Source organism: Kouleothrix sp., from assembly GCF_046328425.1.
Classification (GTDB): domain Bacteria; phylum Chloroflexota; class Chloroflexia; order Chloroflexales; family Roseiflexaceae; genus Kouleothrix.
Window position 1 is genome coordinate 1 of record NZ_JAXLWP010000045.1, and the last position, 26,328, is coordinate 26,328.

At 67.7% G+C, this 26,328-nt stretch carries 19 protein-coding genes; 10 read left to right on the plus strand and 9 right to left on the minus strand.

The window, feature by feature from the left end:
- The 5 genes from U0177_RS27670 to U0177_RS27690 all read right to left on the minus strand — a co-directional run.
- Positions 1-1,447: FtsX-like permease family protein (locus tag U0177_RS27670; RefSeq protein WP_409573921.1), on the minus strand; the 1,447-nt coding region annotated here is incomplete at its 3' end.
- A 52-nt stretch (positions 1,448-1,499) separates the two neighbouring features.
- Positions 1,500-3,113 carry an efflux RND transporter periplasmic adaptor subunit gene (locus U0177_RS27675; RefSeq protein WP_409573922.1) on the minus strand — a complete coding sequence of 538 codons (1,614 nt, stop codon included), beginning with the start codon at positions 3,111-3,113 and terminating at the stop codon, positions 1,500-1,502.
- 45 nt (positions 3,114-3,158) lie between these two features.
- On the minus strand, positions 3,159-5,990 hold the full coding sequence (locus tag U0177_RS27680) for an extracellular solute-binding protein (RefSeq protein ID WP_409573923.1): 2,832 nt from the start codon (positions 5,988-5,990) through the stop codon (positions 3,159-3,161).
- Positions 5,991-6,482: 492 nt separating this feature from the next.
- The gene (locus U0177_RS27685) at positions 6,483-6,731 is read right to left on the minus strand and encodes a transposase (RefSeq protein ID WP_409573924.1); all 249 of its coding nucleotides are present in this window, start codon (positions 6,729-6,731) and stop codon (positions 6,483-6,485) included.
- Entirely contained in the window at positions 6,629-7,060 is a 432-nt protein-coding gene (locus U0177_RS27690) for a hypothetical protein (protein ID WP_409573948.1), read from the minus strand. The genes U0177_RS27685 and U0177_RS27690 overlap by 103 nt, the downstream gene beginning before the upstream one ends.
- Positions 7,061-7,782: 722 nt before the next feature.
- Between U0177_RS27690 and U0177_RS27695 the strand changes: the two genes are divergently transcribed.
- The 3 genes from U0177_RS27695 (at position 7,783) to U0177_RS27705 (ending at position 12,027) form a co-directional block, all read left to right on the plus strand.
- Complete coding sequence (locus U0177_RS27695) at positions 7,783-8,556, plus strand: DeoR/GlpR family DNA-binding transcription regulator (RefSeq protein ID WP_409573925.1); 774 nt, start codon at positions 7,783-7,785, stop codon at positions 8,554-8,556.
- A gap of 139 nt (positions 8,557-8,695) precedes the next feature.
- Entirely contained in the window at positions 8,696-10,777 is a 2,082-nt protein-coding gene (locus U0177_RS27700) for a pyruvate dehydrogenase complex E1 component subunit beta (RefSeq protein ID WP_409573926.1), read from the plus strand.
- Positions 10,778-10,785: 8 nt separating this feature from the next.
- Positions 10,786-12,027, plus strand: a complete 1,242-nt coding sequence (locus U0177_RS27705) for a dihydrolipoamide acetyltransferase family protein (protein WP_409573927.1) — start codon at positions 10,786-10,788, stop codon at positions 12,025-12,027.
- Positions 12,028-12,036: 9 nt separating this feature from the next.
- On the opposite strand, the gene U0177_RS27710 is transcribed toward U0177_RS27705, so the two are convergent.
- The gene (locus tag U0177_RS27710) at positions 12,037-13,074 is read right to left on the minus strand and encodes a LacI family DNA-binding transcriptional regulator (RefSeq protein WP_409573928.1); all 1,038 of its coding nucleotides are present in this window, start codon (positions 13,072-13,074) and stop codon (positions 12,037-12,039) included.
- A 552-nt stretch (positions 13,075-13,626) separates the two neighbouring features.
- Here U0177_RS27710 and U0177_RS27715 point away from each other — a divergent pair.
- The 3 genes from U0177_RS27715 (at position 13,627) to U0177_RS27725 (ending at position 17,491) form a co-directional block, all read left to right on the plus strand.
- Positions 13,627-15,219 (plus strand): ABC transporter substrate-binding protein, encoded by a 1,593-nt coding sequence (locus U0177_RS27715; RefSeq protein WP_409573949.1) that lies wholly within the window; start codon positions 13,627-13,629, stop codon positions 15,217-15,219.
- Between the two features lie 81 nt (positions 15,220-15,300).
- Entirely contained in the window at positions 15,301-16,464 is a 1,164-nt protein-coding gene (locus tag U0177_RS27720; RefSeq protein WP_409573929.1) for a carbohydrate ABC transporter permease, read from the plus strand.
- 1 nt (position 16,465) lies between these two features.
- Positions 16,466-17,491 (plus strand): carbohydrate ABC transporter permease, encoded by a 1,026-nt coding sequence (locus U0177_RS27725; protein WP_409573930.1) that lies wholly within the window; start codon positions 16,466-16,468, stop codon positions 17,489-17,491.
- A 1,116-nt stretch (positions 17,492-18,607) separates the two neighbouring features.
- Here U0177_RS27725 and U0177_RS27730 read toward each other — a convergent pair.
- A complete protein-coding gene (locus tag U0177_RS27730; RefSeq protein WP_409573931.1) occupies positions 18,608-19,021 on the minus strand; it encodes a pilus assembly protein CpaE in 414 nt (137 codons plus the stop codon).
- Between the two features lie 191 nt (positions 19,022-19,212).
- Between U0177_RS27730 and U0177_RS27735 the strand changes: the two genes are divergently transcribed.
- The 3 genes from U0177_RS27735 (at position 19,213) to U0177_RS27745 (ending at position 23,853) form a co-directional block, all read left to right on the plus strand.
- Positions 19,213-19,998 (plus strand): SDR family oxidoreductase, encoded by a 786-nt coding sequence (locus tag U0177_RS27735; protein WP_409573932.1) that lies wholly within the window; start codon positions 19,213-19,215, stop codon positions 19,996-19,998.
- A 64-nt stretch (positions 19,999-20,062) separates the two neighbouring features.
- Entirely contained in the window at positions 20,063-20,917 is an 855-nt protein-coding gene (locus U0177_RS27740) for an amidohydrolase family protein (protein WP_409573933.1), read from the plus strand.
- An 836-nt stretch (positions 20,918-21,753) separates the two neighbouring features.
- Positions 21,754-23,853 carry an adenylate/guanylate cyclase domain-containing protein gene (locus tag U0177_RS27745; protein ID WP_409573934.1) on the plus strand — a complete coding sequence of 700 codons (2,100 nt, stop codon included), beginning with the start codon at positions 21,754-21,756 and terminating at the stop codon, positions 23,851-23,853.
- 13 nt (positions 23,854-23,866) lie between these two features.
- Here the strand turns inward: U0177_RS27745 and U0177_RS27750 are convergent, their stop codons facing one another.
- Both U0177_RS27750 and U0177_RS27755 read right to left on the minus strand, forming a co-directional pair.
- Positions 23,867-24,058 (minus strand): DUF6494 family protein, encoded by a 192-nt coding sequence (locus tag U0177_RS27750; protein WP_409573935.1) that lies wholly within the window; start codon positions 24,056-24,058, stop codon positions 23,867-23,869.
- Between the two features lie 226 nt (positions 24,059-24,284).
- Positions 24,285-24,650 (minus strand): hypothetical protein, encoded by a 366-nt coding sequence (locus U0177_RS27755; RefSeq protein WP_409573936.1) that lies wholly within the window; start codon positions 24,648-24,650, stop codon positions 24,285-24,287.
- 696 nt (positions 24,651-25,346) lie between these two features.
- Here U0177_RS27755 and U0177_RS27760 point away from each other — a divergent pair.
- Positions 25,347-26,318, plus strand: coding sequence for a helix-turn-helix transcriptional regulator (locus U0177_RS27760; RefSeq protein ID WP_409573937.1), 972 nt, complete (start codon positions 25,347-25,349; stop codon positions 26,316-26,318).
- Positions 26,319-26,328: the final 10 nt, after the last annotated feature.

Consider the following 26,328-nt stretch of genomic DNA (forward strand, 5'->3'; position numbering starts at 1 on the left):
ACCCGCCCGAGCGGCGCAGCTGGTAGATGCCGTAGATCGCCGGCACCAGCAGCATGATGTCGAGGAAAAAGCGCTGCCAGAAGGGCGCGCGCAGCGTACGCGCGGCCTGCTGCTGCTCGTCGACAAGGGTGCGGCGCGCGGCCACAAACGCCGGCAGCAGCGCGGCCAGCAGCGCCAGGGCCACGGCGGCCACGCCAAAGCGCAGGCTTTCCCAGGTGAGCGCCAGCGGCAGCTCGGGCGCGTCGGCGGTGAGCTGCAGGAACGAGCGCGTGCTGCCCATGAACCGCGCGAACAGCAGGCCAAGCCATGGCCCGGCCGCCAGCGCCAGCGCGCCCATCAGCAGCCACTCGACGATGTACACGCCCAGGATCTGCACGTCGCGCACGCCGCGTGTCTTGAGCAGCGCGATCTCGCCGCGCTGGCGGTTCACCAGCAGCGCGGCCACCAGCCCGGCGAAGTACAGCACCAGGGCGAGGATCGGCGCGCTGAACACAAATAGCTGCAGCGTCAGCGCCTGGGCCTCCTGGCGGTAGCGCAGCAGCGCGTCGCGCGGGCTTTGCTCGAGCTTCAGCCCCGCCACCAGCCCGGCGGCCTGCGCGCTCAGGCCGTCGATACGCGCCAGCAGCGGCGCGGCCTGCGCGGCCGAGAGGTTCGCGCCGTTCAGGCGCGCGAACCACAGCGCCAGCCCGACTTCGTTCTTCAGGTAGGCCGCCACCGGGCCGGTGAAGGTAGCCTCGGGCACCAGCACCACGTCCTTCAGCGCGCTGGGCGGGTAAAACCACGCCGGGTCGGCCGCGCTCACCGGCGCCCACAGCCCGCTCACCTTGATCGGAATCGCCGCGACCTTGCCGCCGATCGTCCCGACGAGCGAGAACTGGTCGCCGGTGTTGATGCCGATCTCGTCGGCCAGGTCGCGCATGATCAGCACCTCGACGGGCGCGACGCCTGGCTTGATCGCGGCGCTGTACTTGCGCGGTGCGGCGCCGTCGACGATCTTGATCTGCTGATCCATGCCGCTGATGAAGCCCAGCGTCACGTTCTTGAGAAACGGGTTGGCCGCGCCCGACGAGGGCGGCAGCAGCATGCGCAGCGGGTCGGTGCGCACGTGGCGCGCCAGCCCCTGCAGCGGCAGGTCGAGCCGCGCCAGCCCTGGCCCGCTGATGAACGCGTCGGCCGGGGCCACGCGATCCCACTCGAGCGAGCCTTTGCTCGAGCCCAGGTAGCGGAACAGCAGCGCGAACGCCGAGCGGTTGGTCTGCTGCTCTTGCTTGGCCAGCGTGCTCTTGAGCAGCCGCAGGCTCGCGCCCTCGGCGTACGTCGGCACGCTCACCGCCAGCGCCACCGCCGCCAGCAGGGCGACGATCGCGCACAGCGCAAGGCCGAAGTTGGCGCGCAGCCGCTTCAGCGCAGTGGTAAGCACCGAGAGGGTTGTCCAGAGTAGATTCATATAATAGTTGGGGGGCGCGATATATCGCGCCCTTGCAATGACAATCGAGGCACTACTGCCCGACGACCACGTCGCCTTGTTTTAAGCCTTCGACGATCTCGACCTTGTCGTCGGTCTCGATGCCGGTTTTGATCGTTACGCGGCGCTCGCGCTCGCCCTCGCGCACCACCACGAAGCGCCGGCCCTCGAACGAGCGGATGGCCTCGGGCGGCAGCCAGAGCACGTTGTCTTTGTGCTCGAGCACGATGCGGATCTTGACGATCGTGACGCCGGCCTCGACCTGCTGGCCCTTGAGATCGAGCAGCGTGAAGCGCGTGGTGCGGTCGCGCTCCTCGACGGTGCCGCTGCCGCCCGAGCCGTAGGGCGCGGGCATCTGGCGTATCACCGAGGGCAGCGTCACGTCGGGCCGCGAGAGCAGCGCCAGCTGGGCCGGCTGGCCTTCGGAGAGCTGCTTCATCTGCTCGGGGCCAAGCTCAGCCGCCACCTCGAGCTTGCTCGGGTCGGCGATCTCGACCACCGGATCGAACGCGGTGGCGCTGTCGCCCTCGCTGATGCTGAGCGCCAGCAGCTCGCCGTTCTGCGGCGCTACGATCCGGCCGTCGTCGACCTTCTTCTTGGCTTTCTCAAGCGCGCGCTGGGCGTTCTCCACGGCCTTCAGCTCGGAGTTGAAGCTTTCGGTCTTGGCCTCGTCGAGCGCCAGCTGGGCGGCCTCGACCTTGCGCTGGGCCTCGATCAGGTCTTTGTTGCCGTTGCCCTGCAGCAGGCTGTTGAGCTTGCGCTGGGCCTCGGCGACCTTCTGGCTGGCCTCGTCGTTCTTCGTCACCTCGCCCTCGCGCGCCTTGTCGAGGTCGCGCTGGGCGGCCTGAACGGCGCGCTCGGCGTCGCGCAGCGAGCGATCGGCCTGGGTCAGCGCGGTCTTGTAGGCTTCCTTTTGCTCGTCGGTGAGCTTGTTCGGAACCTCCTTGCCGGTGTTGGGGTCGACGATCTTGGGCTGCTTGGGGTCGGTGCCATAGCGCTGCGCCCAGTCGTTGTCCCAGTACGCCTTGGTGTAGGCCGTCTGCTGATCTTGCAGCGCCTCGGTGGCCTTGAGCAGGCTATACTCGGCGGAGGTTTTGCCCTCCGAGCCCGAGGTGCCGGTGTCGCGCGCGTCGCGCTGGGCGGCCTCGAGATCCTGCTGGGCCTTGCGAATCGGGTCGTTCTCGCCGCCGGGCAGCACCAGCGCGAGGTCGTCTTTGGCCTGCTGCACGTCGATCTCGGCCTGCTTGATCTTCTTGTCCTGGGCCTTCTTGGCGTTGTCGAGGTCGCGCTTGGCCTGCACCAGCGAGTCCTCGGCCTGGCGCAGCTCGTCGACCTGCTCGTCCTGCTGCAGCTCGGCGATCAGGTCGCCCTGCTTCACCACGTCGCCGCGCTTGAAGGCCACGCTATTCACGCGGCCCTCGCGCTTGAACGAGAGCTGCGTCAGGTCGACCGGCGTGACGCGGCCGTTGATCTCGAGCAGGCGGTCGATCGCGTCGCGCTTGACGGTGAAGGTTGGCCGCTCGAAGGCCGGGTCGGGCGGCAGCGGCGTCGGCGTTGGCGCTTCCTGCTGGCCGGTGGCCGGCGCGCCGCCGCAGGCGGCCAGCAGCGGCAGCAGCGCCAGCAGTAAAGCCGCAAGTATCCGTTTCATGGTTGTTTCCTCTGAAGCGCTGGTATTGTATACAGATGCCCGGCCCTAGCCCTTGGGGCCGCTCCCGTCGGCCGGCGGGTCTTCGACGTTGTAGCCGTTGTACTTCGGATCGACCTGCTGGGCGCAGGTGGCCGGCTTGTTCGGCGTCTTGGCCATGCAGTCGAGCCAGGCGACGCTGTTCTTCTGTGCCTCGGCCAGGCCGGCGGCGAGCGTGGCTTTTTTGTCGAGCGCCTCGCTCAGCGCCTTGAAGAACCAGTAGGTGTCGATATTATAGATCTGGCTGGGGTCGCTGCCCTGGCTGGCCTGCGCCGACGAACGGTTGAATACGTCGCCGTAGGCCTTGACGAGCGCCAGCACGTCGGGCGAGGCCTGCGCCTTGAAGGCATCGCCGCTGATGATCGACTTGCGCGCCGGGATAGCGCCCTGCAGGTTGGTCACGTCGGCCGAGAGGAACTTGAGCCACTCCCAGCATGCCTGCTGCTGCTGCGACTGCGCCGAGATGTGCAGGCCGCGCAGGTACATGTCGCCGGCGCGCAGGCCGCCGCCGCCGATCGGCAGTGGCGCGATGCCGACCTCGAACTGCTGGCCTTGCCCGCCGCCACCGCCATTGGGGCCGCCGAACATACCGTAGCCCTGGTCGAACCACATGCCGGCGCGGCCGTTCTGCACGTACTCGTACGACTGGTCGTTGAAGTTGTCGTCGCGCTGGTACGGGAACTTCAGCGTCGGCATCACCTTATGCACGCTCGACAGGTCGAGGTACCACTGGATGGCCTGCACGGTCTTGGGGTCGTCGAAGTTCGGCCGCGCGTCCTGGCCGCTGCCGTTCACCAGCTGCGCGCCGAACTGGCTGATGAAGAAGAACAGATCTTGCTGCGGGCCACCCAGCGGCACATAGCCGAACTGCTTTTTGTCGCCGTCGCCCTTGGTGAGCGCCTGGGCCGCCGCCAGGAAGTCGTCGGGCTTCCACTCGGCGCTTGGCGTGCGGATGCCTGCCGCGTCGAAGGCGGTTTTGTTGTAGTTGAGCGTGCGCAGTGTCGCGGCGTAGGGCAGGCCGTAGAGCGAGCCGTTGCGCTGGTAGGGCGCCAGCAGCGCCGACGAGTAGTCGCTCTGCGGGAAGCTGGCGTCGGCGTCGAACAGCGGCTGCAGATCGAGCAGGCCCTTGAAATCGTCGTCGGTTTGCGGCGGCGAGTACCACGCGAAGCAGTCGCTGGTTTTGGCGAGCTGGCTGAGCGTGGGGCCCTGCGTGAACACATCGGTCGAGCGCACGTCGACGAAGATATCGGGCCGCTGGTCGCGGAAGCTACGCGCGATCCTGCGCAGGTCGGCCGGGTTGTAGGCGAACGACGAGAACTTGATCGTGGTGGCTCCCTCGGGCGCCACCTGCGGCTCGGGCGTGGCTACCGCCACCGGGCTCAGGTCGGGCGTGGCGGTGGGCGTGAGCTGCGCGTCGGCCAGCTGCTGGTCGAGCTGCTTCTGCGCCTCTTGCAGCGCCTTGGCCGGATCCTTCTTCTCGGCGCCGAGCGCCGACTCGATCGCCTGGCCAAACGCGCCGAACAGGTACTGGTCGGGGCTGCGCTCGAGCGGCGGCGCGGGGTGCGCCAGCGCCCACTTATACGCCTCGGCGGACTGGGCGTCGATGTTCTTCCAGAAGCCGTTCTGCTCGGCGATGCTCTGGCGCGCGGGGATGCGGCCGGGCTGGTTGTAGATCGGCGCACCGCCGGAAGGCTGGTCGGTCTGCTGGCGCGAGAGGAACTCGATCCACTTCCAGGATTCGGCCGGGTGCGCGGTGCCAGCGCTGACGATATAGCCGTCGACGCCGCTGTAGAAGTTGAACGACGAGCTGGGGTAGGGCACCGAGCCAACCTCAAACGGCAGTGATGTATCGGTGGGGCCGCCGCCGCCATTCGGGCCGGCCACGTCGACCGGGCGTGGGCCAGGGCCAACCCCGTAGAACTCCTGCGCCCAGATCGCCGCCTTGCCATCGCGGATCAGCTGGGCCGGGTCGACCTGGTTTTGCGGCTCTTTGCCACCGTCAACCGGCGGGGCGTACTGCGGCCGGAACAGCGCGCCGCTGTCCACCAGGCCGCGCAGGCGCTTGAGCGCATCGGCGATCTCGGGGCGATCGATCTTGAACTTGCTGGCGTCGGCGGTCAGTAGGTCGATGCCCTGCTCCTTCAGCAGCGCCACAAACGGCACAAAACTGCCGCTGGAGTCGAGAAAGCCATAGGTATCGACCTTGCTGCCATTTTTCTTCGCCATCTGCTCGGCGATGCCCAGCAGGTCGTTCCAGCTCCAGCCGAGCTTCGGCTCGGGGATGCCGGCGTTCTTGAACAGATCTTTGTTGTAGCTCAGCAGCTGCACATTCACATAGCGCGGCAGCACGCGCAGCGCGCCCTTGATCGTATACTGCTCAAGCGCGCCGGGGTAGAAGTCGTCGCGCTTGAAGCTGCTGTCGGCGTCCATATGCGGCGTCAGGTCGAGCATCAGGCTGCTGCCAAGCGTCTCGGGCGCGACCGTCGAGGAGGGCGCGGTGTCGGCCCCGGCCACGACGCGGCGCAGCTGCGCGAACGAAGAGTAATCGACATTCGGCCCCGAAACATTCATCAGGTCGTCGAGCGGCACGATCACCACTTCGATGTTCGGGTTCTCTTCGCTGAACTTCTTCGCCAGCGGCTCGTAGATCTGGCGCTCGTAGTCCCACGCGGCAAACGAGATCGTAACCTTGCCATTGTCGCCGCCGGCATCGCTGGTCGGCTCCGGTGCGATCGGGGTGCTATCGCTCGGCTGGGGAGTGCTATCGGGCGGGCTGGGGCTGGTGCTACAGGCAGACAGCAGCAGCGCGGCCAGCAAAAAGAGCGAGGCAAAGCGGCGCATATGTTCTCCTACGGTAAAGCGACCCCTTGTAAGGATTATAGCAGCAGCTGCAACGTCGCGGCGCACATAATCGACGCCACATTTGAGTGAATATTGACTCAGACGGCTACACCGTTGCAAAAGTTCCAGCTGCGCGCGCGCTGGCCTGCTTGCAGAGCGACGGCAAAGTCGCTTCGGTGGGGGCATGGGGGGCGGCGAAGCCGCCCCCCATGCGCATTAAGCTTACGCCACACAGCTATCGGTACTCATCAAAAACCGCTGGAAGGTACACGGATGTTTCCTGCGTCGGTTCTTGCGGCAGCCTGCTTGAATACAGCGTGCCAGCGTCGTCAGCGCGTCCCGCAGCCGTGCGGGCTGCCCCATCGCCGTTGCCAGCGCGATCCAATGCGTACGAATTGTCTGTGCCGCTTTGCCCCAACTCCGTGCGGGCGCATCACCCGCTCACGAGCAGCAGCCAATGCTGCACAATTTGATTGAGCAAGCGTCCACAATTCACAGCACCCGCCACGGCTGCACGTCCCGTACCAGATCAATCTGCCCGTGGCTTTTCCACAGCTTAAACAGCAGTTCGATCTGCCAGCGCGCCCGCGCCAGCACCAGCGCCTCCGTCACGGTCAGTCCGTCCGGCGGGATGGTGGTCACAAACACGCTCCACGCCGCCAAGGCCAAGCGCAGCGCGCTGACCATCTGGCCCTGCGCTTTGGCTTCCTCCCGCAAGCGGCGGCGGCGCTGGTCGACCACCTCCTGCGGTGCCGCACTGCCAGCAAGCGCGCCCGCACCTGCGCCTCCCGCCCCAGCCGCACCGGCAGATCGAGCGTTGCCTCGGGCATGGCGGCCAGCAGGTCGTGCAGGCGCCACCAGCGTCCATCGTCCGTTTGCAGGCTGGTCAGTGCCTGCATGCGCGAGAACCAGGACACGCCCCGCGCGTCCAACTCCGCCAGCAGGGCGAGGTCAAAATAGCCCAAATCCACCAGCCGGACCGCGCCCTGCGGCAGATCGTGATGCAGGGTGGCGAGCATCCGACTCGCGGCCATCGTGCAGGGTCGGGCCGCGCAAGCGCCCGTGCGCAGGTCGAGGGCGACCTGGAGCTTAGCGCCGCGTTGCCGGCGTCGGGCGTGCCATTACCGCAGCCGGTCCAGACCGCAGCGAGCGCCTCGGGCAAGGCGATCGTGGTACTATCTTGCACCACCACCTCGGCGAAGCGGTCGAGGATGGGCAAGCTGAGTGGGTCAGCACACAGCACCTCGCCAATCGCAGCCCCGAGCACGTGTTCCAGACAGGTGGCGGCGGTTCGGTCAAACCGCTGATGCAAGGCTTCGGGCGAGATGGTTACGCCCAAGGCGGCACTCGTCTGCGTCAGGGCGCTCAAGCTCGCCTGCGGGTCGGCACCGAGGCCAAACACGAGCGTTTGCACGAACACACTGCCGGTCAGTTTGGCGTCCGAGCGCTGAACAAAGCCGGTCTGGCGGCCGGCACGGTCGGCTTCCTCGGTCAACACCGCCGCAAGCGTGGCGGCCAGCTGTGGTATAGTCGTCATCAGGGCGGCTCCTGTCGGTGTTTGGTTGTGGTTTGGCGACAACAACCATACCACAAGAGCTGTCCTTGTCTACTACGCTTAATGCGTATGGCGGCGAAGCCGCCCCAAACATATTTTTTTGTCGTGTGGTTTGGCGGCTTTGCCGCCAAGCCGCAAAGTGGGATATTGGGCAGCGCCCAACGGACTTTGACATCACCCTAGCTCGCTTGCATGCCCGATTGACGGCGCGGGCAGGCTGATCTAAAATGAAAGCACATGAAAGCAAATGAAATATTTCTTGAAGAGCGCCGGCGCGGCATCGCCGAGCTTGCGCGCGCCGAAGGGCGCGTAACCGTCGACGATCTCAGCCAGCGCTACGCCGTCTCGGGCGCGACGATCCGCGCCGACCTGCGCGCGCTGGCCGAGCAGGGCCTGCTGGCGCGCACGCACGGCGGGGCGGTGCTGATCGAGCGGGCGAGCCGCGAGCTCTCGTTCGACGCGCGGCGCCACCAGCAGCCCGACGCGAAGCAGCGGATCGGCCGCGCCGCCGCCGCGCTGGTATGCCCGGGCGAGGCGATCGTGCTCGACACCAGCAGCACCGCGCTGGAGCTGGCGCGGGCGCTGCGCGACCAGCGCGAGCTGACGATCCTGACCAACAGCCTGGCGGTCGTCGACGAGCTATTCGAGGCGCCGCAGATCGCGGTGGTGCTGCTGGGCGGCATGCTGCGGCGCGGCTCGCGCTCGCTGGTGGGGCACGACGGGCTAGGCCCGCTGCGGCGCTACACGATCGGGCATGGCTTCTTTGGCGCGCACGGCCTCGCGCCCGACGCCGGCCTCACGGATGTCAGCCCGGCCGAGGCGGAGGTGAAGCGCGCGCTGGTTGGCGCGTGCCGCTCGGTGGTGGCGCTGCTCGACGCCACCAAGCTTGGCCAGGTGGGCGCGGCCGCGTTCGCGCCGGCCAGCCAGGTCGACGTGCTGGTAACCGACGCGCCGGCCGGCCACCCCGGCTTGGCGCCGTTTGCCGCGTCTATGCGCATCGTATCGGTATGATGCCCCATTCGGCTAAGGGGCTGTTTGCAAAGGCTGGTTTGTGTTCTGGGCAAGCGCGCCCCGGATGCCCCTAAACGCCGAGCGGTGAGGGGCCTGCATCCACCGTGTGTTTGCGCCTCGCAAAAAGCTGGAGATCGCGATGACGAGCGACCTTGCAATTGAATCGTTTTCGGCGCTGATCGAGGATCAGGCGCTCACGCGCGACGAGCTGCTCGGCTACATGCGCCAGATGCTCGAGATCCGCGCGCTCGAGAACGCCATCGCCGACCTGCTGGGGCGCGCGGTGCTGAAGGGCGCCTCGCACCTGTACGCCGGGCAGGAGGCCGTGGCGGTTGGCGCGATCGGCGCGCTCCGCGCCGACGACTACATCACCAGCACGCACCGCGGCCACGGCCACGCCCACGCCCACGGCGACAGCGCCGCCGCCAGCGAGGCCGCGCGCCAGGCGCACTACAACCAGATGATGGCCGAGGTGCTGGGCAAGGCTGGCGGCTACTGCAAGGGCAAGGGCGGCTCGATGCACATCGCCGACGTGGCGCACGGCAACCTCGGCGCCACCGGCATCGTCGCCGGCAACATCCCGGTGGCGGTTGGCGCGGCGCTCGCCCAGAAGATCGCCGGCAGCGACCGGGTGGTGCTGTGCTTTTTTGGCGACGGCGCGGCCAACACCGGCAACTTCCACGAGGCGCTGAACATGGCCAGCATCTGGGATCTGCCGGTGATTTTCGTGTGCGAGAACAACCTGTATGCCATGAGCGAGCCCTGGCCGAAGATGAGCAAGCGCCAGAACGTAGCCGACCGCGCGCTGGCCTACGACATCCCCGGCGAGGTAGTCGACGGCATGGACGTGCTGGCGGTGCGCAGCGCCACCGCGCGGGCGGTCGAGCGCGCCCGGCGCGGCCACGGCCCGACGCTGATCGAGGCCAAGACCTACCGCTTCTACGGGCACTCGCACTCCGACCCGCGGGCCTACCGCACGCGCGAGGAAGAGGCCGCCTGGCGCGCGCGCGACCCGATCAAGGCCTTCGCGGCGCGCATGGCCGGGCTGCGCCTGCTTTCCGAGGCCGACCTGACCGCGCTTGAGCACGCCGCCGACGCCAAGCTGGCCGCCGCGCTGGCGTTCGCCGAAGCCTCGCCCGAGCCCGACCCGAGCGAGCTTGAGACCGACGTGTACGCGCCGCTGCAGCACAGCGCCGCCGACATCGCGGCCGAGCGCGCGCTGCGCGAGCGGGTGCGCGGCGACGCGTCGATGCGCCAGATCAGCTACGCCCAGGCGCTTACCGAGGCCATGCGCGAGGAGATGCAGCGCGATGCGCGCGTGTTTCTGCTCGGCGAGGATATTGGGCTGTACGGCGGGGCCTACGGCGCGACCCGCGGCCTGCTCGACGAGTTCGGCCCCTGGCGCGTGATCGACACGCCGATCTCCGAGGCGACGATCGCCGGCGCAGGCGTGGGCGCGGCCATGGCCGGCATGCGCCCGGTGACCGAGGTGATGTATGTCGACTTCACGCCGCTGACCATGGACCAGCTGGCCAACCAGGGCGCCAAGAACCGCTACATGTTCGGCGGGAAGACCAGCGTGCCGCTGGTGGTGCGAACCGAGGGCGGCGCCGGCCGCGCAATCGCCGCGCACCACTCGCAGAGCCTCGAAAGCCTGTGGACGCACTTCCCCGGCCTGTATGTGGTGATGCCGGCCACGGCCTACGACGCCAAGGGGCTGCTGAAGGCCGCCATCCGCGACGACAACCCGGTGATGTTTATCGAGCACAAGATGCTCTATAAAGAAAAAGGCCCGGTGCCGGAAGAAGAGTACGTGATACCGCTGGGCGTGGCCGACATCAAGCGCGCCGGCCGCGATGTCACGATCGTGACGTACTCCCGCATGGTGCTGCGCGCGATCGAGGCCGCCGAGCTACTGGCGCGCGAGGGCATCGAGGCCGAGGTCGTCGACCTGCGCACGCTGAAGCCGCTCGACATCGACACGGTGCTCGAGTCGGTGCGCAAGACCGGCCGGCTGGTGGGCGTGACCGAGGCCTACGAGAACAGCAGCTTTATCAACGAGGTGCTCGCGCAGGTAAACGAGCGCGCGTTCGACTACCTCGACGCGCCAATGCAGCGCGTGGCCGCCGCAAACGTGCCGGTGCCGCGCGCCGAGGTGCTCGAGGACCTGGCCATCCCCAACGTTGCGCGGATCGTCGCCGCCTGCCGCAAGACGCTATAGAGGCCACTATGCCAAAAGAGCTGTTTATCCCCCAGCTGGGCCAGACTGTCGAGCAGGTGACGCTGGTGCGCTGGCTGCAGCCCGACGGCGCCGCGCTGGAGCCCGGCCAGGAGGTTCTCGAGGTCGAGACCGACAAGGCGATCTTTGCGATCGAGGCCACGGCCAAAGGCTACCTGCGCGCCGGCCCGTTTCAGCCGGGCCAGCAGCTGCCGGTGCTGACGGTTGTGGCGCTGATTGGCGCGGCCGACGACCGCTGGCCGGCCGGCGGCGCCAAGCCGGCGACGATCCGCGAAAGCGCGGCAGACGCGCAGCCCGCGCCGGCAGCCGATCCTGCGCCGCCGATCGGCACGCCCGCAGCCCCGGCGCGCCGGTTCGTGTCGCCGCGCGCGCGCAATGTCGCCGCAACCCACGGCGTCGACCTGGCGCTGGTGCGGCCAAGCGGCGATGGCGGCCGGCGCGTGGTCGAGCGCGACGTGCGCGCGTACCTGGCCGAGCAGCAGCAGGCCCAGGCTGTGGCCGCGCCGCCGCCGGCCGCCCCCAGCGACACTGCGGGCGAGGTGATCGAGCGAGTGCCGCTTGCCGGCGTACGCGGCGTGATCGCCGGGCGCATGCTCGCCAGCGCCCAGGCCACCGCGCGCGTCACGCTGTTCACCGAAGTCGACGCGACCGAGTTTGTAGCGGTGATGCACCGGCTGCGCGCGCGCGTGCGCCAGGAGTGGGGCTTCCCGCCGGCCTACAGCCACGTCGTCGCCAAGATCGCCGCCGCGGGGCTGCGCAAGTACCCGTACCTGAACGCGCGCGTCGCCGGCGACGCGATTGAGCGGCTGGCGCGCGTCAACATCGGCATGGCCGTCGACAGCGAGCGCGGCCTGATCGTGCCGGTGCTGCACGACGCCGACCGGGCGACGCTGCGCGAGCTGGGCGCGCGCATGACCGACCTGCTCGACCAGATCAAGCACAACCGCATTCGCCCGGCCGACCTGAGCGGCGGCACGTTTACGATCAGCGACCTGAGCGCCACCGACGTAGACGCGTTCACGCCGATCATCAACCTGCCCGAGGCTGCCATCCTCGGCCTTGGCCGGATCGTCGAGAAGCCGGTGGTGCGCGACGGCCAGGTGGTGCCACGCAGCATGTGGTCGCTCAGCCTGGCGTTCGACCACCGCGTGACCGACGGGGCGCCGGCAGCGAAGTTCTTGCGCTTCCTGAAGGAGCGCATCGAGGAGCCGTACCTGCTGATCGGCGAGTGAGCCCGGCGCTCAGTACTGCGCAAGCGACGGCATCGCCACGCGGTTCGAGCCGCACGAGGCCCGCACGATCAGCTCGGACGCCAGCACGACATGGCGGCGCTGCTCGCTGCCGCGGCCGTCGATGCGGTCGAGCAGCAGCTGCGTGGCCAGCGTGCCAAAGCTTTCGGCGGGCTGCACCATAGCGGTAAGAAACGGAAACAGCAGCGAGGCGTACTCGATATCGTCGAAGCACGCGAGCGCGAAATCGCGCGGCACCTCGAGCCCGCGCTCGCGCAGCGCCAGCACCACCCCCACCGCCACCACATTGTTCACCGCCAGCAGCGCCGTCGGCAGGGTAGGCAGCTCGAGCATGCGCTGCGCGGCCTGGTAGCCGCCGGTGATCTCGTAGCGCGAGTGGATCTCGAGCGCCGGATCCCACGCCAGCCCGGCGCCCTGCAGCCCCTGGCGATAGCCCTGCACGCGGTCGCGCGTGGTAGAGATCTCGGGCTCGCCGCCGAGCAGTGCGATGCGGCTATGCCCCAGCCGCACCAGGTGCTCGACCAGCTGCCGCGCCGAGCCGACGCTGTCGCCCTGCACCAGGTCGCACTCCATACCCGCCACGGCGCGGTCGAGCAGCACAAACGGCACGCCGTGGCGCTGGATGATGCGCATGTGGCGCAGCGACCGGTCGTTGGCCGGGGCGATCAGAATACCCTCGACGCGGTGGGCCAGCATTTCCTGAACATACTCGTGCTCGCGCTCGAGATCGCTCTCGGTGTTGCACAGGATCACGCGATAGCCGGCGCGGCGGGCGACATTCTCGGCGCCGCGCACGATCAGCGTGAAAAATGGGTTGGCCACGTCCGGCACAATCAGCGCCAGCGTGCCGGCTTTCTGGCGCGAAAGGCCGCGCGCCAGGCTGTTGGGCACATAGCCAAGCTCGGCGATTGCCTGCTCGACGCGCGTGCGCGTCTCGGCGCGCACGCGCTGGCTGCCGTTGATGACGCGCGAGACCGTCATTGGCGAGACGCCAGCGTGCTCGGCCACTTCATTGATCGTGACGGCCATGGTATCGCTCTGCTTTTGCAACGTCCACGAGGTGCACGGACGGCGCTGGTGTTTTTGCCGAAGCGGATGCGTGCTGCCCGGCAAACGCCGGAGCAAAACAGTCGAGGGGCGTACCGCCAGCCGAGGCTCGCTCCGAACCGGGCGCGTACCAGCGCCGAGGCTGTTCGTGATAACGATAACACTGTGTGCGCACATTGTAGCGCAGCTTTTTTGGCTGGTCAAGTAAAAAACCGTATTGACAGATGGGAACAGGCGATGATAGAATGGTAGCGTTACCACGACCTATCTTTTATTGTGTCGGTAGTTTACCGCAGCGCGTCAGGCCGTATGCACGTACAGCCCTGAGCCGTGGCGTGCTTGCATAAGCTCGTATGCGCAGCCGAATGCCGGCGAACAGTTTGCCGCGCGTTGGCTTTGCTATGCTCGTTTACAGGGCAAGGAAGGAGGTACGGCCCAGATCAACCCCGGCGTCGTTCACTGCGAAATCAGCCTACGAGGAGGTAATTTGTGCGAAGTGGCAAACACGTACCTGCAGGCTCCCTGTTCGCTTTGATGCTTGTGCTGGCGTTTGTGCTCACCGCCTGTGGCGGCGGCGCGCCGGCCGCGCCCGCACCCACCGCCGCGCCCGCCGCGCCTGCGGCTACCGCCGCGCCCGCGCCCACTGCTGCGCCCGCGCCCACCGCCGCGCCCGAGGCTACCGCCGCGCCCGCGCCCACCGCCGCGCCCGCTGCGGCCGGCGGCGACTTCAAAGACGTCGAGATCAACGTGCTGACCTTTACCGGCCCGCAGATCGCCGAGCCGCTGCAGCGCCGCGGCAAAGAGTTCTCCGAAAAAACTGGGGCCAAGGTCAACGTCACCACCGTGCCGTTTGCCGACCTGTACCAGAAGATCCTGACCGACCTCAGCACCAAGACCAACGCCTTCGACGTGTACGTGTTCGCGCCGCAGTGGATGGCCGACTACGTGAGCCCCGGCTACCTGGAGCCGCTCGACGACCGGATCAAGGCCGATAAAGACATCCAGTGGGACGATATCGGGCCGTTCTTCCGCGACTTCAGCGCCACCTTTGGCGGCAAGATCTACACCATTCCGCTCGACGGCGACTTCCACATGGCCTACTATCGCACCGACATCTTTAAAGACCTGGGCCTCACCCCGCCAAACACCTGGGACGAGTACGTGGCCGACGCCAAGGCGATCAGCGACAAAAAGCTCAAGACCGCCGACGGCAAAGATGTGTACGGCTCGTGCATCTCGAAAAAGCGCAACGCGCAGGCCTACTGGTTTATCACCTCGATCGCCTCGGCCTACATCCAGAGCCAGGGCACCAGCCAGGGCACCTTCTTCAACACCGACAACATGAAGCCGCTGATCGATAACGAAGGCTTCCGCAAGGCGCTGGAGATCTACAAGGCCACAAACCAGTTCGGCCCGCCCAACGAGATCAACCTCGACGTAGGCGACACGCGCGGCCTGTGGACCTCCGGCCAGTGCGGGCTCACGCTCGACTGGGGCGACATCGGCACGCTGGCGATCGCCAAGGACTCGAAGGTCGTCGACAAGACCGGCGCGATCATTCTGCCCGGCTCGGACTCGGTAGTCGACCGCGCGACCGGCAAGCTGGTGAAGTGCGACAAGACCACCTGCCCCTACGCCGACGACAAGGGTGTGAACCACGCGCCGTTCGCGGCATTCGGCGGCTGGTCGGGCGGCATCAACACGGCGATCGACGCCAAGAAGAAAGACGCCGCCTACGCCTACCTCTCGTATGTCAACCAGGCGGCACAGTCGAATGTCGACGTGACGGTCGGCGCCACCGGCTTCAACCCATACCGCACGTCGCAGTTCACCAACCTCGACAACTGGATCAAGGCCGGGATGAGCCAGGACGCGGCGAAGAACTACCTGAGCGCGATCCAGGCCAGCCTGCAGAGCCCGAACATGGTGCTCGACCTGCGCATCCCGCAGAACCAGAACTACCAGGGCGTGGTGCTCGACACGGCGGTCTCGAAGTTCCTGGCCGGCGAGAGCGACCTGGAGGCGACGATCAAAGAGATCAACGACAAGTGGGAAGAGAAGACCGACGAGCTCGGCCGCGACGCGCAGCTGGCGGCGTATAAGGCCACGCTGGGCGTGCAGAAATAGCCGACGGGTCTAGGAGCCGGAAATGAGCGACCACAATCGCCTGGCCCCCGGCGCCTGGTTCGTTGGATTGGCGGAGAAACCATGGACGCGCAACCCGATGCCCTCGAGCAGCCTCAGCCCGACATCACGCCCCACGCGACCTCACGTTTCATGATGCACGCCTCGCGCGCCGAGCGCATGGCAAACGCAGTCTTCATCTGGCCGGCCGTGCTGGTGATGCTGCTGCTCTCGATCTTCCCGCTGATTATCTCGGCCTACCTCTCGCTGTCGCGCTTTCAGCTAGTGAAGGGCGGCTTTGAGATCAAGTTTGTCGGCTGGCTGAACTATCGCAAGCTGCTCTTTGGCAGCGAGCAGACGCACTTCTTTGGCGCGCTGAAGCCGCCCGGGCCGCTCGGCTGGCTGGTGCTGGCGGCTGTCGCCGGCCTGCTGATCTACGGCCTCGCGCGCTACCTGCGCGGCCGCGCCGTGACGGTCGGCGGGCTGGCGGGGCGGCTGTTTGGCGCGCTGGTGGGCGGCGGGCTGGCGTGGCTGGTGGTGCAGGCATTCGCGCCAGGCGCGCGCCCCGGCACGCTGATGGTCACGCTGGTGTACGTGGTGGTGGGCCTGGTTGTGCAGTACCTGCTGGGCCTGGGGCTGGCGCTGCTGTGCTCGCAGCAGCTGTACGGCCGGCGCTTTTTCCGGGTGGTGTTTCTGCTGCCGATGATGATCACCCCGGTGGGCATCGCGTACATGTTCCGCATGCTCACCGACACAAACAAAGGCCCGCTCAAGCCGATCTGGGATCTGCTGGGCATGAGCGGTTTCTCGTGGGTGAGCGACCCGTGGGGCGCGCGCGGCGCCGTGCTGATCGGCGATATCTGGCAGTGGACGCCGTTTATGTTCATTGTGCTGCTGGCCGCGCTCGAGGGCCAGTCGGTCGAGCCGGTCGAGGCCGCGCTGGTAGACGGCGCCACGCGCCGGCAGATCTTTCGCTACATTACCCTGCCGGCTATTCTGCCGGTGAGCACCACGCTGATCCTGATCCGCATGATCGAGGCGTTCAAGATCGTCGACCTGCCGAACATCCTCACTGGCGGCGGCCCCGGCACCGCCACCGAGTCGCTGACGCTGCACTCGTTTATTGCCTGGCGCACGCAGGACCTGGGCGGCTCGGCGGCGGTGGCGTTTCTGCTGCTGGTGCTGGTAACGGTGGTAGGCACCGCGTTTGTCAACCTGGTGCGCCAGCCGAACACAGAGGAGGCCTAAGATGCAGCGATTTCTGCAACGCCGCTCGGTGTTCCGGCCCTCGCCGGCGGGCGCGGTGGTATCGTACGCGCTGCTGGTGTTCTGGGCGATCGTGGTGCTGTTCCCGCTGTACTGGCTGCTGATCACCTCGTTTAAGCTGCCGGGCGATGTCGACAACGGCCCGTTCTATATTCCGTGGGTCGACTTCGTGCCCAAGCTCGATAACTGGCGCTACATCTTTGTCGACGTGCGCAACGACACGCTGCGGCCATACTTCAACACTGTGTTCGTGGCGCTGTGGAGCGCGGTGCTCGCGCTGCTGCTGGGCACGGCGGCGGCGTACGCGCTGGTGCGCTTCACCTACCGGCCGCGGCTAGGCGTGGTGGGGCTGTTCATCGGCTGCGTGGCGCTGGCGGCGCTGGCGATCTGGTATGGCGCGCCGTGGCAGCTGATCGTCGTGGCGGCGATCGCGGTGTTTTTGCTGCTGACGCAGACGATCGGGCGGCGCTTCCGGCGCGCGCTGGGCAACAGCGACATCGCCTTCTGGATGATCTCGCAACGCATGATGCCGCCGGTAGCGGTGGTGATCCCGATCTACGTGCTGTTTCAGCGGCTGGGCTGGCTCGATACCTACCAGGCGCTGATCATCAGCTACGTGGCGGCGAACCTGCCGATCGTGGTGTGGCTCATGCGCGACTACTTCCAGTCGATCCCGATCGAGCTTGAGGAGTGCGCGGCGATCGACGGCGCCTCGCGCTACCGCACATTCTGGTCGATCGTGCTGCCGCTCTCGCTGCCGGGGCTGGTCGCGACGTTTCTGTTCATCCTGGTGTTCGCGTGGAATGAGTACCTGCTGGCGCTATTTTTGTCGTCGTCGAAGGTGCAGACCATGCCGCTGCTGGTGGCGGGCCAGAGCGGCACGCGCGGGCCGCAGTGGTGGTATATGTCGGTGGTGATCCTGATTATGATCCTGCCGGTAATCGGAATGGCGATCGCCCTGGAGCGCTACATCGCGCGCGGCCTGCTCGTGGGCGCCGTGAAGGGCTAGCGTTGGATCGGAGAGCGGAGAGCGGAGAGCGGAGAGCGAGTGAGCGCATTGCCCAATGTAGGGCGCGCATCGTGCGCGCCGCCACAGGGAAGAAGGCCATGCCAGCATCAACGCCGTACGCTCATGCCTCAAGGGCCAACCATCACCCGTACCCGCACCGCAGGCATGCGCCACCATCGTTGTAGCGGCGACGGCATTCATTCTGGGGTCTGGGGCCTCGCCCCAGCGCGGGAGTGCAGAGGGCGGGCGGTCGCCCTTTGCGCGGGGTGCGGGGGCGCGTAGCCCCCGAAAGCCCTTACGAGGGAAGGAAGGCGCGCAGCCCTCGAACGCCCTCGCAGAGGCGAGCACGAGGCGCGCACGATGCGCGCCCTACGGGAGAGGCCGTGCCAGTGGCAACGTCAGGCGCTCATGCCTCGTGGCCAACCATCACCCGTATCCGCGCCACCAGGCATGCGCCACCATCGTTGTAGCGGCGACGGCATTCATTCTGGGGTCTGGGGCGAAGCCGGGTACCCCTTGGGTGACGCGGGAGTGCAGAGGGCGGGCGGTCGCCCTTTGCGCGGGGTGCGGGGCGCGTAGCCCCCGAAAGTCCTTACGAGGGAAGGAAGGCGCGCAGCCCTCGAACGCCCTCGCAGAGGCGAGCACGAGGCGCGCACGATGCGCGCCCTACGGGAGAGGCCGTGCCAGTGGCAACGTCAGGCGCTCATGCCTCGTGGCCAACCATCACCCGTATCCGCGCCACCAGGCATGCGCCACCATCGTCGCGAGAGCGTTGGAGCGTTGGAGCAGAGAGCGAGTGAGCGCATTGCCCAATGTAGGGCGCGCATCGTGCGCGCCGCCACAGGGAAGAAGGCCGTGCCAGCGGCAACGTCAGGCGCTCATGCCTCAAGGGCCAACCATCACCCGTATCCGCGCCACGAGGCATGCGCCACCATCGTTGTGGCGGCGACGGCATTCATTATGGGGTCTGGGGCCTCGCCCCAGCGCGGAGGTGCAGGAGGCCGGCGGGGGCCTCCTGCCGCGGGGTGCGGGGGCGCGTAGCCGCCGAAAGCCCTTACGAGGGAAGGAAGGCGCGCAGCCCCCAAACGCCCTCGCAGGGGCACGGGGGCGCCCGGCTCAGCCCGCAAGCACAGCAAGCAGCCCGAGCGCATAGCAGCCCTCCGCGCTGGCATCCTCGAACTCGGCCAGCTCGGCGCCAAGCGCAAGCTGCAGCCGGTAGCCCGCGGCCAGGCGCTCGAGGCGCAGCGGCGCGTCGGGCCCGATCGCGGCCGCCAGCCGCTCGCGCAGCTGCGACTCAGTGGGCAGCCACACCGCCTCGGACAGCACTACGTAGTCGAGCGCCCACTCAATGCTGCCGTGAAACGTGATCGTCTGCTGGCCGCCGAAGTTCTGCACCAGCGCCGGCAGCGCGCTCACCACGAAGATCTGGCCGTCGAGGTTGTGCTCGGGCATCACGAACAGGTCGCGCTCGGCCGGCTCCCATACGAGGCCGGCGTCCTTGAGCTGCTGCGCCACCACGGGGGTAATCATCGCGGGCCTCGCTTTTCTTGCGTCCTTTTCTGCGTGGGTATACCATAGCGTGCAATCGGGGCGATGTCAATCGCTGGCGCTGGCGAGCCTGTGCAGCGCCCTTCGCCGCACGGTGTGCGCTTTCCCCACGCTCCGAGTACCGTGCTGCCGCGGGCGAAGCGCGGCATATGCGCCGAGCAGAAAGATCGAGTATGCGCTACGAACACAAGGTTGCGATCATCACCGGCGGGACGAAGGGGATCGGGGCGGGCTGCGTGCGCGCGTTTGTCGGCGCCGGCGCGCGGGTGGTGTTCTGCTCGCAGCACGCCGGCGAGGGCGACGCGATGGCCGCCGAGCTGAGCGCGCGCGGGCCGGGCACCGCGCGCTTCGTGCAGTGCGATGTCTCGCGGGTGGCCGATATCGAGCACCTGGTCGCGCAGACGGTGGCGTGGTACGGGCAGATCGACTGCCTGATCAACAACGCCGGCTGGCACCCGCCGCACCGGCCGATCGACGACTTCTCGGCCGACGAGTTCCGCGCGCTGCTCGACCTAAACCTGGTGAGCGTGTTCGCTGCCGCGCGCGCCGCGCTGCCCTACCTGCGCAAAACCCACGGCAATATCATTAATATCGGCAGCCTGGTGGGCAGCATGGGCCAGCTGCACGCCACCACCTACGTGGCCACCAAGGGCGCGGTGATCGCGCTCACCAAGGCGCTGGCGATCGACGAGGCCGCTCACGACGTGCGCGTGAACGCCGTGTCGCCCGGCAATATCTTCACGCCGCTGTGGCAGGAGGCGATCGACGCCGCCGACGACCCGGCCCGCGCCCGCGCCGACGGCGACGCCGCACAGCTGCTTGGGCGCATGGGCACGCCCGACGAGGCCGGCGCGCTGTGCCTGTTCCTGGCCGCCGAGGCCACCTTTACCACCGGCGTCGACCACCTGCTCACCGGCGGGGCCGAGCTGGCCTACGGCCGCAAGACGCGCAAGGCCTAGCGCGCATCGCGCGCTCTGCCGCCGCACCCTATTCGCGCATTCGCAGTTCGAATGGAGGCAACGTATGCCACATGTTCCGATCGTCGACGCCCACGTGCACCTGTGGGACCCGGCGCGCTTTCGCATGCCCTGGCTCGACGGCAAAAGCCTGCTGGATCGGCCGTACCTGCTGGCCGAGTACCGCGAGCACACCGCCGGCCTGCCGATCGAGGCGATGGTGTATTTGCAGGTTGAGGTACAGCCGGCCTACGCGCTGCTCGAGGCGCAGTTCGTGGCCGAGCTGGCGCGCCACGACGAGCGGCTGCGCGCGATCGTGGCCTGGGCGCCGCTCGAGGACGGCGACTGCGCGCGGTCGTACCTCGACGCGCTGGTGCGGATCTCGCCGCTGGTGAAGGGCGTGCGCCGGATCGTGCAGGACGAGCCCGACGTAGATTTCTGCCTGCGGCCGGGCTTTGTGCGCGGCACGCGGCTGCTGGCCGAGTACGGGCTGACGTGCGATCTCTGCATCCGCCACCCGCAGCTCGCCGCGACGATCGAGCTGGTGCGGCAGTGCCCCGAGGTGCAGTTCATCCTCGACCACATCGGCAAGCCGGCGATCGCTGCGGGCCTGCGCGAGCCCTGGCAGGCGCAGATGGCCGAGCTGGCCGCGCTGCCGAATGTGATCTGCAAGATCAGCGGCGCGGTGACCGAGGCCGATCACCAGGGCTGGACCGAGGCGCAGCTCGCGCCGTACCTGCGCCACGCGCTTGGCGTGTTTGGCCCCGAGCGCGTGGCCTTCGGCGGCGATTGGCCGGTGGTGCTGCTGGCCAGCGAGTACCGCCGCTGGGTCGACACGCTCGGCGCGCTCGTGGCGGGCTGGCCCGAGGCCGACGCGCGCAAGCTGTGGGCCGAGAACGCGCGCCGCTTCTACCGGCTGTAGCGGCTTCGCCGGCGACTGCGGGGTGCGCAAGTTTGTGAGAAAGCAGGCCGCCGCAGCGAGCCGCGCCGGTGGCGCATGCCTCAGGGCGCGGGCACAGGTGATGGTTTGCCCTTGAGGCATGCGCGTACCGGCGTTGATGCTGGCACGGCCTTGTGTGAAGGGCGCGCCTGTACTCGGGGGCTGCGCGCCTGTACTCGGGGCCTGCGCGGCCCCGTGCCCTGCGAGAGGGCTTACGGGGGCTGCGCGGCCCCGTGCCCTGCGGCAGAGGGCTTACGGGGGCTACGCGCCCCCGTGCCCTGCGGCAGAGGGCGGGCGTCCGCCCTCTGCACTCCCCCGCTGGGGCTTTGCCCCAGACCCCATAGGGAATGCTGTCTCTGACGCTACGCCGGTGGCGCATGCCTTGTGGCAAACCGACGCGGTATTGTGCCCCGCAAGGCATGCGCGTACGGCGTTGATGCTGGCACGGCCTCTCCCGTAGGGCGCGCATCGTGCGCGCCTTCTCCGCTGGTGGCGCATGCCTCGTGGCGCGGGCACAGGTGATGGTTCGCCCTTGAGGCATGCGCGTACGGCATTGATGCTGGCACGGCCTCTCCCGTAGGGCGCGCATCGTGCGCCCCTTCTCCGCTGGTGGCGCATGCTTCGTGGCGCGGGCAGGCGCCGCGCTGGCCCGAGGCGTATCCGTATCGTGTCCATTTTCCGCGCGGAGCGCGGAAAATGGACACAGAAGATCAACCACTACCATGCTGCCGCAGGCTCAATAGTTGACTTCACCCGCACAATCGGCGACAATCGCGGCATACCAGCCGACCGCCAAACGCACGCCGCCGAGGACGCCTATGAGCCGCACGAGCGCGCCGGGGATCTGGATCTGGGGCATCCACCTGGCCCTGCCGCTGCTGGGGCTGTGGCTGCTGATCGCCCAGCCGCAGCTGGACATGAGCTGGCAGCACGAGCCGGCGCACTTCTGGATGATCGCCGCCTTCGCGCTGCTCAACACGCTGCTGGGCGCGCGCATGAGCGAAGACGCGCGCAGGCGCGCCGACGCGCGGCTGTTCCTGGTGTCGCTGGCGTTCTTGTCGAGCGCGGGCTTTCTGCTGCTGCACGCGCTGGCCACACCCACCGTGCTGCTGCCGAACAAAAACTCGGGCTTTGTGATCGCCACGCCGGTGGGCCTGTTCGTGGCGTCGATCTACGCGCTGGCCTCGGCCTTCGAGTTTGGCCCGGCGCAGGCCGCCGCGCTGCTGCGCTGGCAGGCGCTGCTGCGCGGCGGGCTGGTGCTGCTGATGCTGCTGTGGGCCGCCGGCTCGCTGCTCGATCTGCCGCCGCTCAACATCCCGCTGCCGCCCGAGTCTTCGTACGCGCCGCTGGCCGGGCTGGCGGCCGGCGGCGTGGCGCTGTACGCCCTGGCGGCGCTGGGCTACTACCGGATCTACCGCCGCCGCCCGGCGGTGATGCTGGTGGCGGTGATCACCGCGTTCGCGCTGCTGGCCGAGAGCATGATCGCCGTGGCGCTCTCGCGCAGCTGGCACGCCTCGTGGTGGCTGTGGCACATGCTGATGGGCCTGGGCTTCGGGTTCGTGGCGTACAGCGCGTATGCGCACTATCGCCGCGAGGGCTCGGCCGCCGGGCTGTTCAACAGCATCGCGCTCGAGCAGACGGTGCGGCGCATTCGCGCCGAGTACAGCGCCGCGCTTGAGGCGCTGGTGGCGGCAGTGCAGCGCCAAGCCAGCGACGGCGACACCGCCGCGACGCAGCAGGCCGCCGCTCGGCTGCGCGAGCGCTTTGAGCTGAGCGAGGGCCAGGCGGCGGTGCTGACCGAGGCCGCCGCCGCGCTGGCCGCCGAGCGCGACCAGATCGAGCGCCTGGGCGCGCTGGTGGCGATCGGCCAGGAGGCCAGCGTGATCCTCGACGAAGCCGCGCTGCTTGGCCAGTCGCTGGCGCTGACCGCGCGAGCCTTCCGCGCCGACACTCTGCGGATCGGCCTGGTGCGCGACGGCCAGCTGCGCTTTGTGGATGCCGCAGGCCAGCCGGCGCCCTCCGCCGACGCCGCAGCGCTCCGCGCGCTGTACGCTGCGGCGCTGCGCGGCACGCCGCTCGCCGAGCAGCCCGCCGGCGGCGGCACGCTGCTGGCGCTGCCGCTCACCGTGAAAAACCATGTCGTCGGCGTGCTTGAGTTCGAGCGCCGCAGCGGCGCGCTGGCCGAGCGCGACCGCTGGCTGCTGCGCTCGCTGGCCAGCCAGCTCTCGATCGCAATCGAGAACGCGCGGCTGTACCGCCAGATCGAGGGGCTGTTCCGCCAGTACATGGCGCCGAGCGTGGCTACCACGCTGCTGGCCGACCCCAGCCAGGCCGCGCTTGGCGGCGCGATCGTCGAGATCTCGGTGCTGTTCGCCGACCTGCGCGGCTTCACGTCGTTCTCCGAGCGCGCCGCGCCCGCCGACGTGGTGGCAATGCTTAACCGCTACTTCGGCATCGCCACGCCGCTGGTGCTGGCGCAGGGTGGCACCGTCGATAAGTTCGTGGGCGACGCGATGATGGCGCTGTTCAACGCCCCGGCGCGCCAGCCCGACCACGCGCTGCGCGCGGCGCGCGCGGCGCTGGCAATGCAGGCGGCGATCGAGCCGGTGGCGGCGGCCAACCCCGGCTGGCCGCGCTTTCGCGTCGGCATCAACACCGGGCCGGCGCTGGTTGGCAACATCGGCGCGGCCGAGCTGCGCAACTTCACCGCGATCGGCGACACCGTGAACCTGGCCTCGCGGCTCGAGAGCAGCGCCGAGAGCGGGCAGATTGTGATCGGCGCCGCCACCTACGCCCAGCTAGGCGGGGCCGCGCGCGTGCGGCCGCTTGGCGGCATCGCCGTGAAAGGCAAGCAGGCCCCCGTCGAGGCGTTTGTGCTCGAAGGGCTGCACGAGCCTCCCGGCCACGAGCAGCGGTAGCGATCCGGCGTCGCTATTCGAGCGGCAGCTGCTCTTCGATCACCAGCACTTCGCCGTGGCCCTCGATCGTCAGGCTCGCGCGCACCTTGAGCGCGCCGCCCTGGCCGGCGTGCTGCTGTGCGGCCTGCTCGATCTCGCGCTGCGCGCCCACGCCAAAGCGCTTGAGCAGCTTGCGCAGCTCCAGGTTGAACTGTTCCTCGTTCATCGCTCCTCCGTTGCTCGCGGGTCGTGGCGCTAGTGTAGCACAATGCGCGCCGGTATGGCGGCCTGCCGGCGCTCGCTCCAAAACAAGAGAGCCGGCCCGAAGGCCAGCTCCATGGATGCTGGGGGTTCGGGGCGGCGAAGCCGCCCCTGAATTTCTTTTGTGCTGCCCTGTCCGGCTTCGCCGGGCAGGGCAGCACAAAACCGAGTTGATGTAATTGGGCAGGTAGCTACGTGGCGTCGCTGTGCCGGCGCACAGGCCGCCGGTACTCGACTTTCTTCTTCAGGCCCAGCGCCTGCACTTCCTCGGAGTTCACCCCATACTGCCCCATCACGACCGACTTGGCCTCCAGCATGGCATTATGGAACTCCCACTCGGCGGCGATCCGTGTCGCGCGCGCGGCCTCGTATGCCTTGAGCGCATGCACCTCCTCCTCTTCGGCGGTGCGCAGCCCGGCCTCGATTGTCACAATCGACTCGACGCTGAGCTTGTGTTTTACCGGAGCGTAGTCGGGCATGTGCTTGAGCGTGATCAGGCCCTCGCGGTCGCCGGCGAGGATTTTGCGCGCTACGGGTCGGTGCTGGTTCAGTGCCATTGGCTGGCTCCTTTGTTTGCTACGATGATTGCCAATTTGCGTCGTACAGGCGCCTATGTACTATATCTCAACCCGTAATATACGTCTATCACACATCGATCCTATTTATCGATAGTACTATTTCTCTGAGAATGATACCGGCAAATTCTCGGCGGTTTGCCACGCCTAGCGGTATGCGCGCTGCCTGATCCGGGCGCTTGTTTCGCAGCCGCTGCCGATTTGCCTATAAACAGCGGCTGCACAAAAGGAGTCAGCGCATGCGCGAAGCCCGCAGCCGCTGCGCGAAGCCTGCAGCCGCTGCACAAAAGGAGTCGGCGCATGCACAAAAGGAGTCAGCGCATGCCCGAAGCCTGCAGCCGCTGCACGAAAGAAATCAACGTGAGCACGAAGCCTGCAGCCGCTGCACGAAAGGAGTCAGCGCATGCACGAAAAGAGTCAGCGCATGCACGAAGCCTGCAGCCGCTGCACGAATACAGCGCGCGAGCATAGACGAAAAATTCCCGCAGGCACGTTTACTATGTAGCTTGCACTATCGTAGGGCTCCGTGAGATCAACCAAAGCAGCGCGCAACCCGCCGCGCGGATTGCGCTGGCACTTGCGCCGGCTGCGCCACGAGTGCAGCCGGGCTGCACGAAACCGACGCCGAGCTATTCCCCCTTCGATATTGCCTCACCGGCAACAAGCAAAGGAGCAACTATGTCGCTGCGACTGGAGCGTATGATCGCAATGGATGCCGCGATTCGCAGCGGCAGCTACCCATCGGTACGCACATTCATCGATCGCTTCGAGGTCAGCGAGCGCACAGTGCGCCTGGATCTGGCGTTCATGCGCGAGCGGCTGAACGCGCCGCTTGATTACGATCGCGGGCGTAGCGGGTACTACTACACCGACCCGACCTGGGCGCTGCCTACGATGTTTGCTACAGAAGGTGAGCTGCTGGCTTTCTTTCTCAGCGTCGAGCTAACGCGGCGCTATCTTGGGACTTCGTTTGAAGCGCCGCTGCGCAAGGCCGCCACCGCGCTGGCGCTGAGCCTCCCCGACAATGTGCAGCTCGATATGACCCTGCTCGCTCAGCATTACACGTTTCAGCCAGGCGCGACGGCCAGCGCCGATCCGGCGCTGCTCGTGGCCCTGCACGAAGCAACGCACGATCGCTGGCCGGTGGAGATTAGCTACTTTACCGCCAGCCGGGGTGAGCGCAACCAGCGGGTGATCGAGCCGTACCAGCTCTACAACGTGCGCGGCGAATGGCAGGTGATCGCGTTCGACCACCTGCGCGGGCAATTTCGGCATTTCGCCGTTAGCCGCATTGAAGCGTGGAAGCTGCTGAAGGCGAAACGGTTCATTCGCGATCCGGATTTTTCATCGGCGTCGTACCTGGCGCAAGGATTTCTCGCCGAGCATGGCGACACGCCTGTGGACGTGGTGATCTGGTTCGACGAGTACCAGGCGCGCTATATGCGCGGCAAGCAGTGGCATCCCTCACAGCGCATCGAAGAGCACGCCGATGGTAGCCTGACGCTCAGCTTTCACACTGGCGCGTTGGGCGAGGTGCGCCGCTGGGCCATGGCCTTCGGCAACCACGCCGAGATCAAGGCCCCCGCAAGCCTACGCGACGATGTCGCCGCCGAAGCTGCCGCAATGGTGCGACGCTATGCCGGCGGCTAGAAATTGCTCG

Bases quoted from the DNA above. Each gene is read 5' to 3' on its own strand.
- U0177_RS27675 (WP_409573922.1), bottom strand. From the start codon at position 3,113: ATGAAACGGATACTTGCGGCTTTACTGCTGGCGCTGCTGCCGCTGCTG.
- U0177_RS27680 (WP_409573923.1), bottom strand. From the start codon at position 5,990: ATGCGCCGCTTTGCCTCGCTCTTTTTGCTGGCCGCGCTGCTGCTGTCT.
- U0177_RS27695 (WP_409573925.1), top strand. From the start codon at position 7,783: ATGAAAGCAAATGAAATATTTCTTGAAGAGCGCCGGCGCGGCATCGCC.
- U0177_RS27700 (WP_409573926.1), top strand. From the start codon at position 8,696: ATGACGAGCGACCTTGCAATTGAATCGTTTTCGGCGCTGATCGAGGAT.
- U0177_RS27705 (WP_409573927.1), top strand. From the start codon at position 10,786: ATGCCAAAAGAGCTGTTTATCCCCCAGCTGGGCCAGACTGTCGAGCAG.
- U0177_RS27710 (WP_409573928.1), bottom strand. From the start codon at position 13,074: ATGGCCGTCACGATCAATGAAGTGGCCGAGCACGCTGGCGTCTCGCCA.
- U0177_RS27715 (WP_409573949.1), top strand. From the start codon at position 13,627: ATGCTTGTGCTGGCGTTTGTGCTCACCGCCTGTGGCGGCGGCGCGCCG.
- U0177_RS27720 (WP_409573929.1), top strand. From the start codon at position 15,301: ATGGACGCGCAACCCGATGCCCTCGAGCAGCCTCAGCCCGACATCACG.
- U0177_RS27725 (WP_409573930.1), top strand. From the start codon at position 16,466: ATGCAGCGATTTCTGCAACGCCGCTCGGTGTTCCGGCCCTCGCCGGCG.
- U0177_RS27730 (WP_409573931.1), bottom strand. From the start codon at position 19,021: ATGATTACCCCCGTGGTGGCGCAGCAGCTCAAGGACGCCGGCCTCGTA.
- U0177_RS27735 (WP_409573932.1), top strand. From the start codon at position 19,213: ATGCGCTACGAACACAAGGTTGCGATCATCACCGGCGGGACGAAGGGG.
- U0177_RS27740 (WP_409573933.1), top strand. From the start codon at position 20,063: ATGCCACATGTTCCGATCGTCGACGCCCACGTGCACCTGTGGGACCCG.
- U0177_RS27745 (WP_409573934.1), top strand. From the start codon at position 21,754: ATGAGCCGCACGAGCGCGCCGGGGATCTGGATCTGGGGCATCCACCTG.
- U0177_RS27750 (WP_409573935.1), bottom strand. From the start codon at position 24,058: ATGAACGAGGAACAGTTCAACCTGGAGCTGCGCAAGCTGCTCAAGCGC.
- U0177_RS27755 (WP_409573936.1), bottom strand. From the start codon at position 24,650: ATGGCACTGAACCAGCACCGACCCGTAGCGCGCAAAATCCTCGCCGGC.
- U0177_RS27760 (WP_409573937.1), top strand. From the start codon at position 25,347: ATGTCGCTGCGACTGGAGCGTATGATCGCAATGGATGCCGCGATTCGC.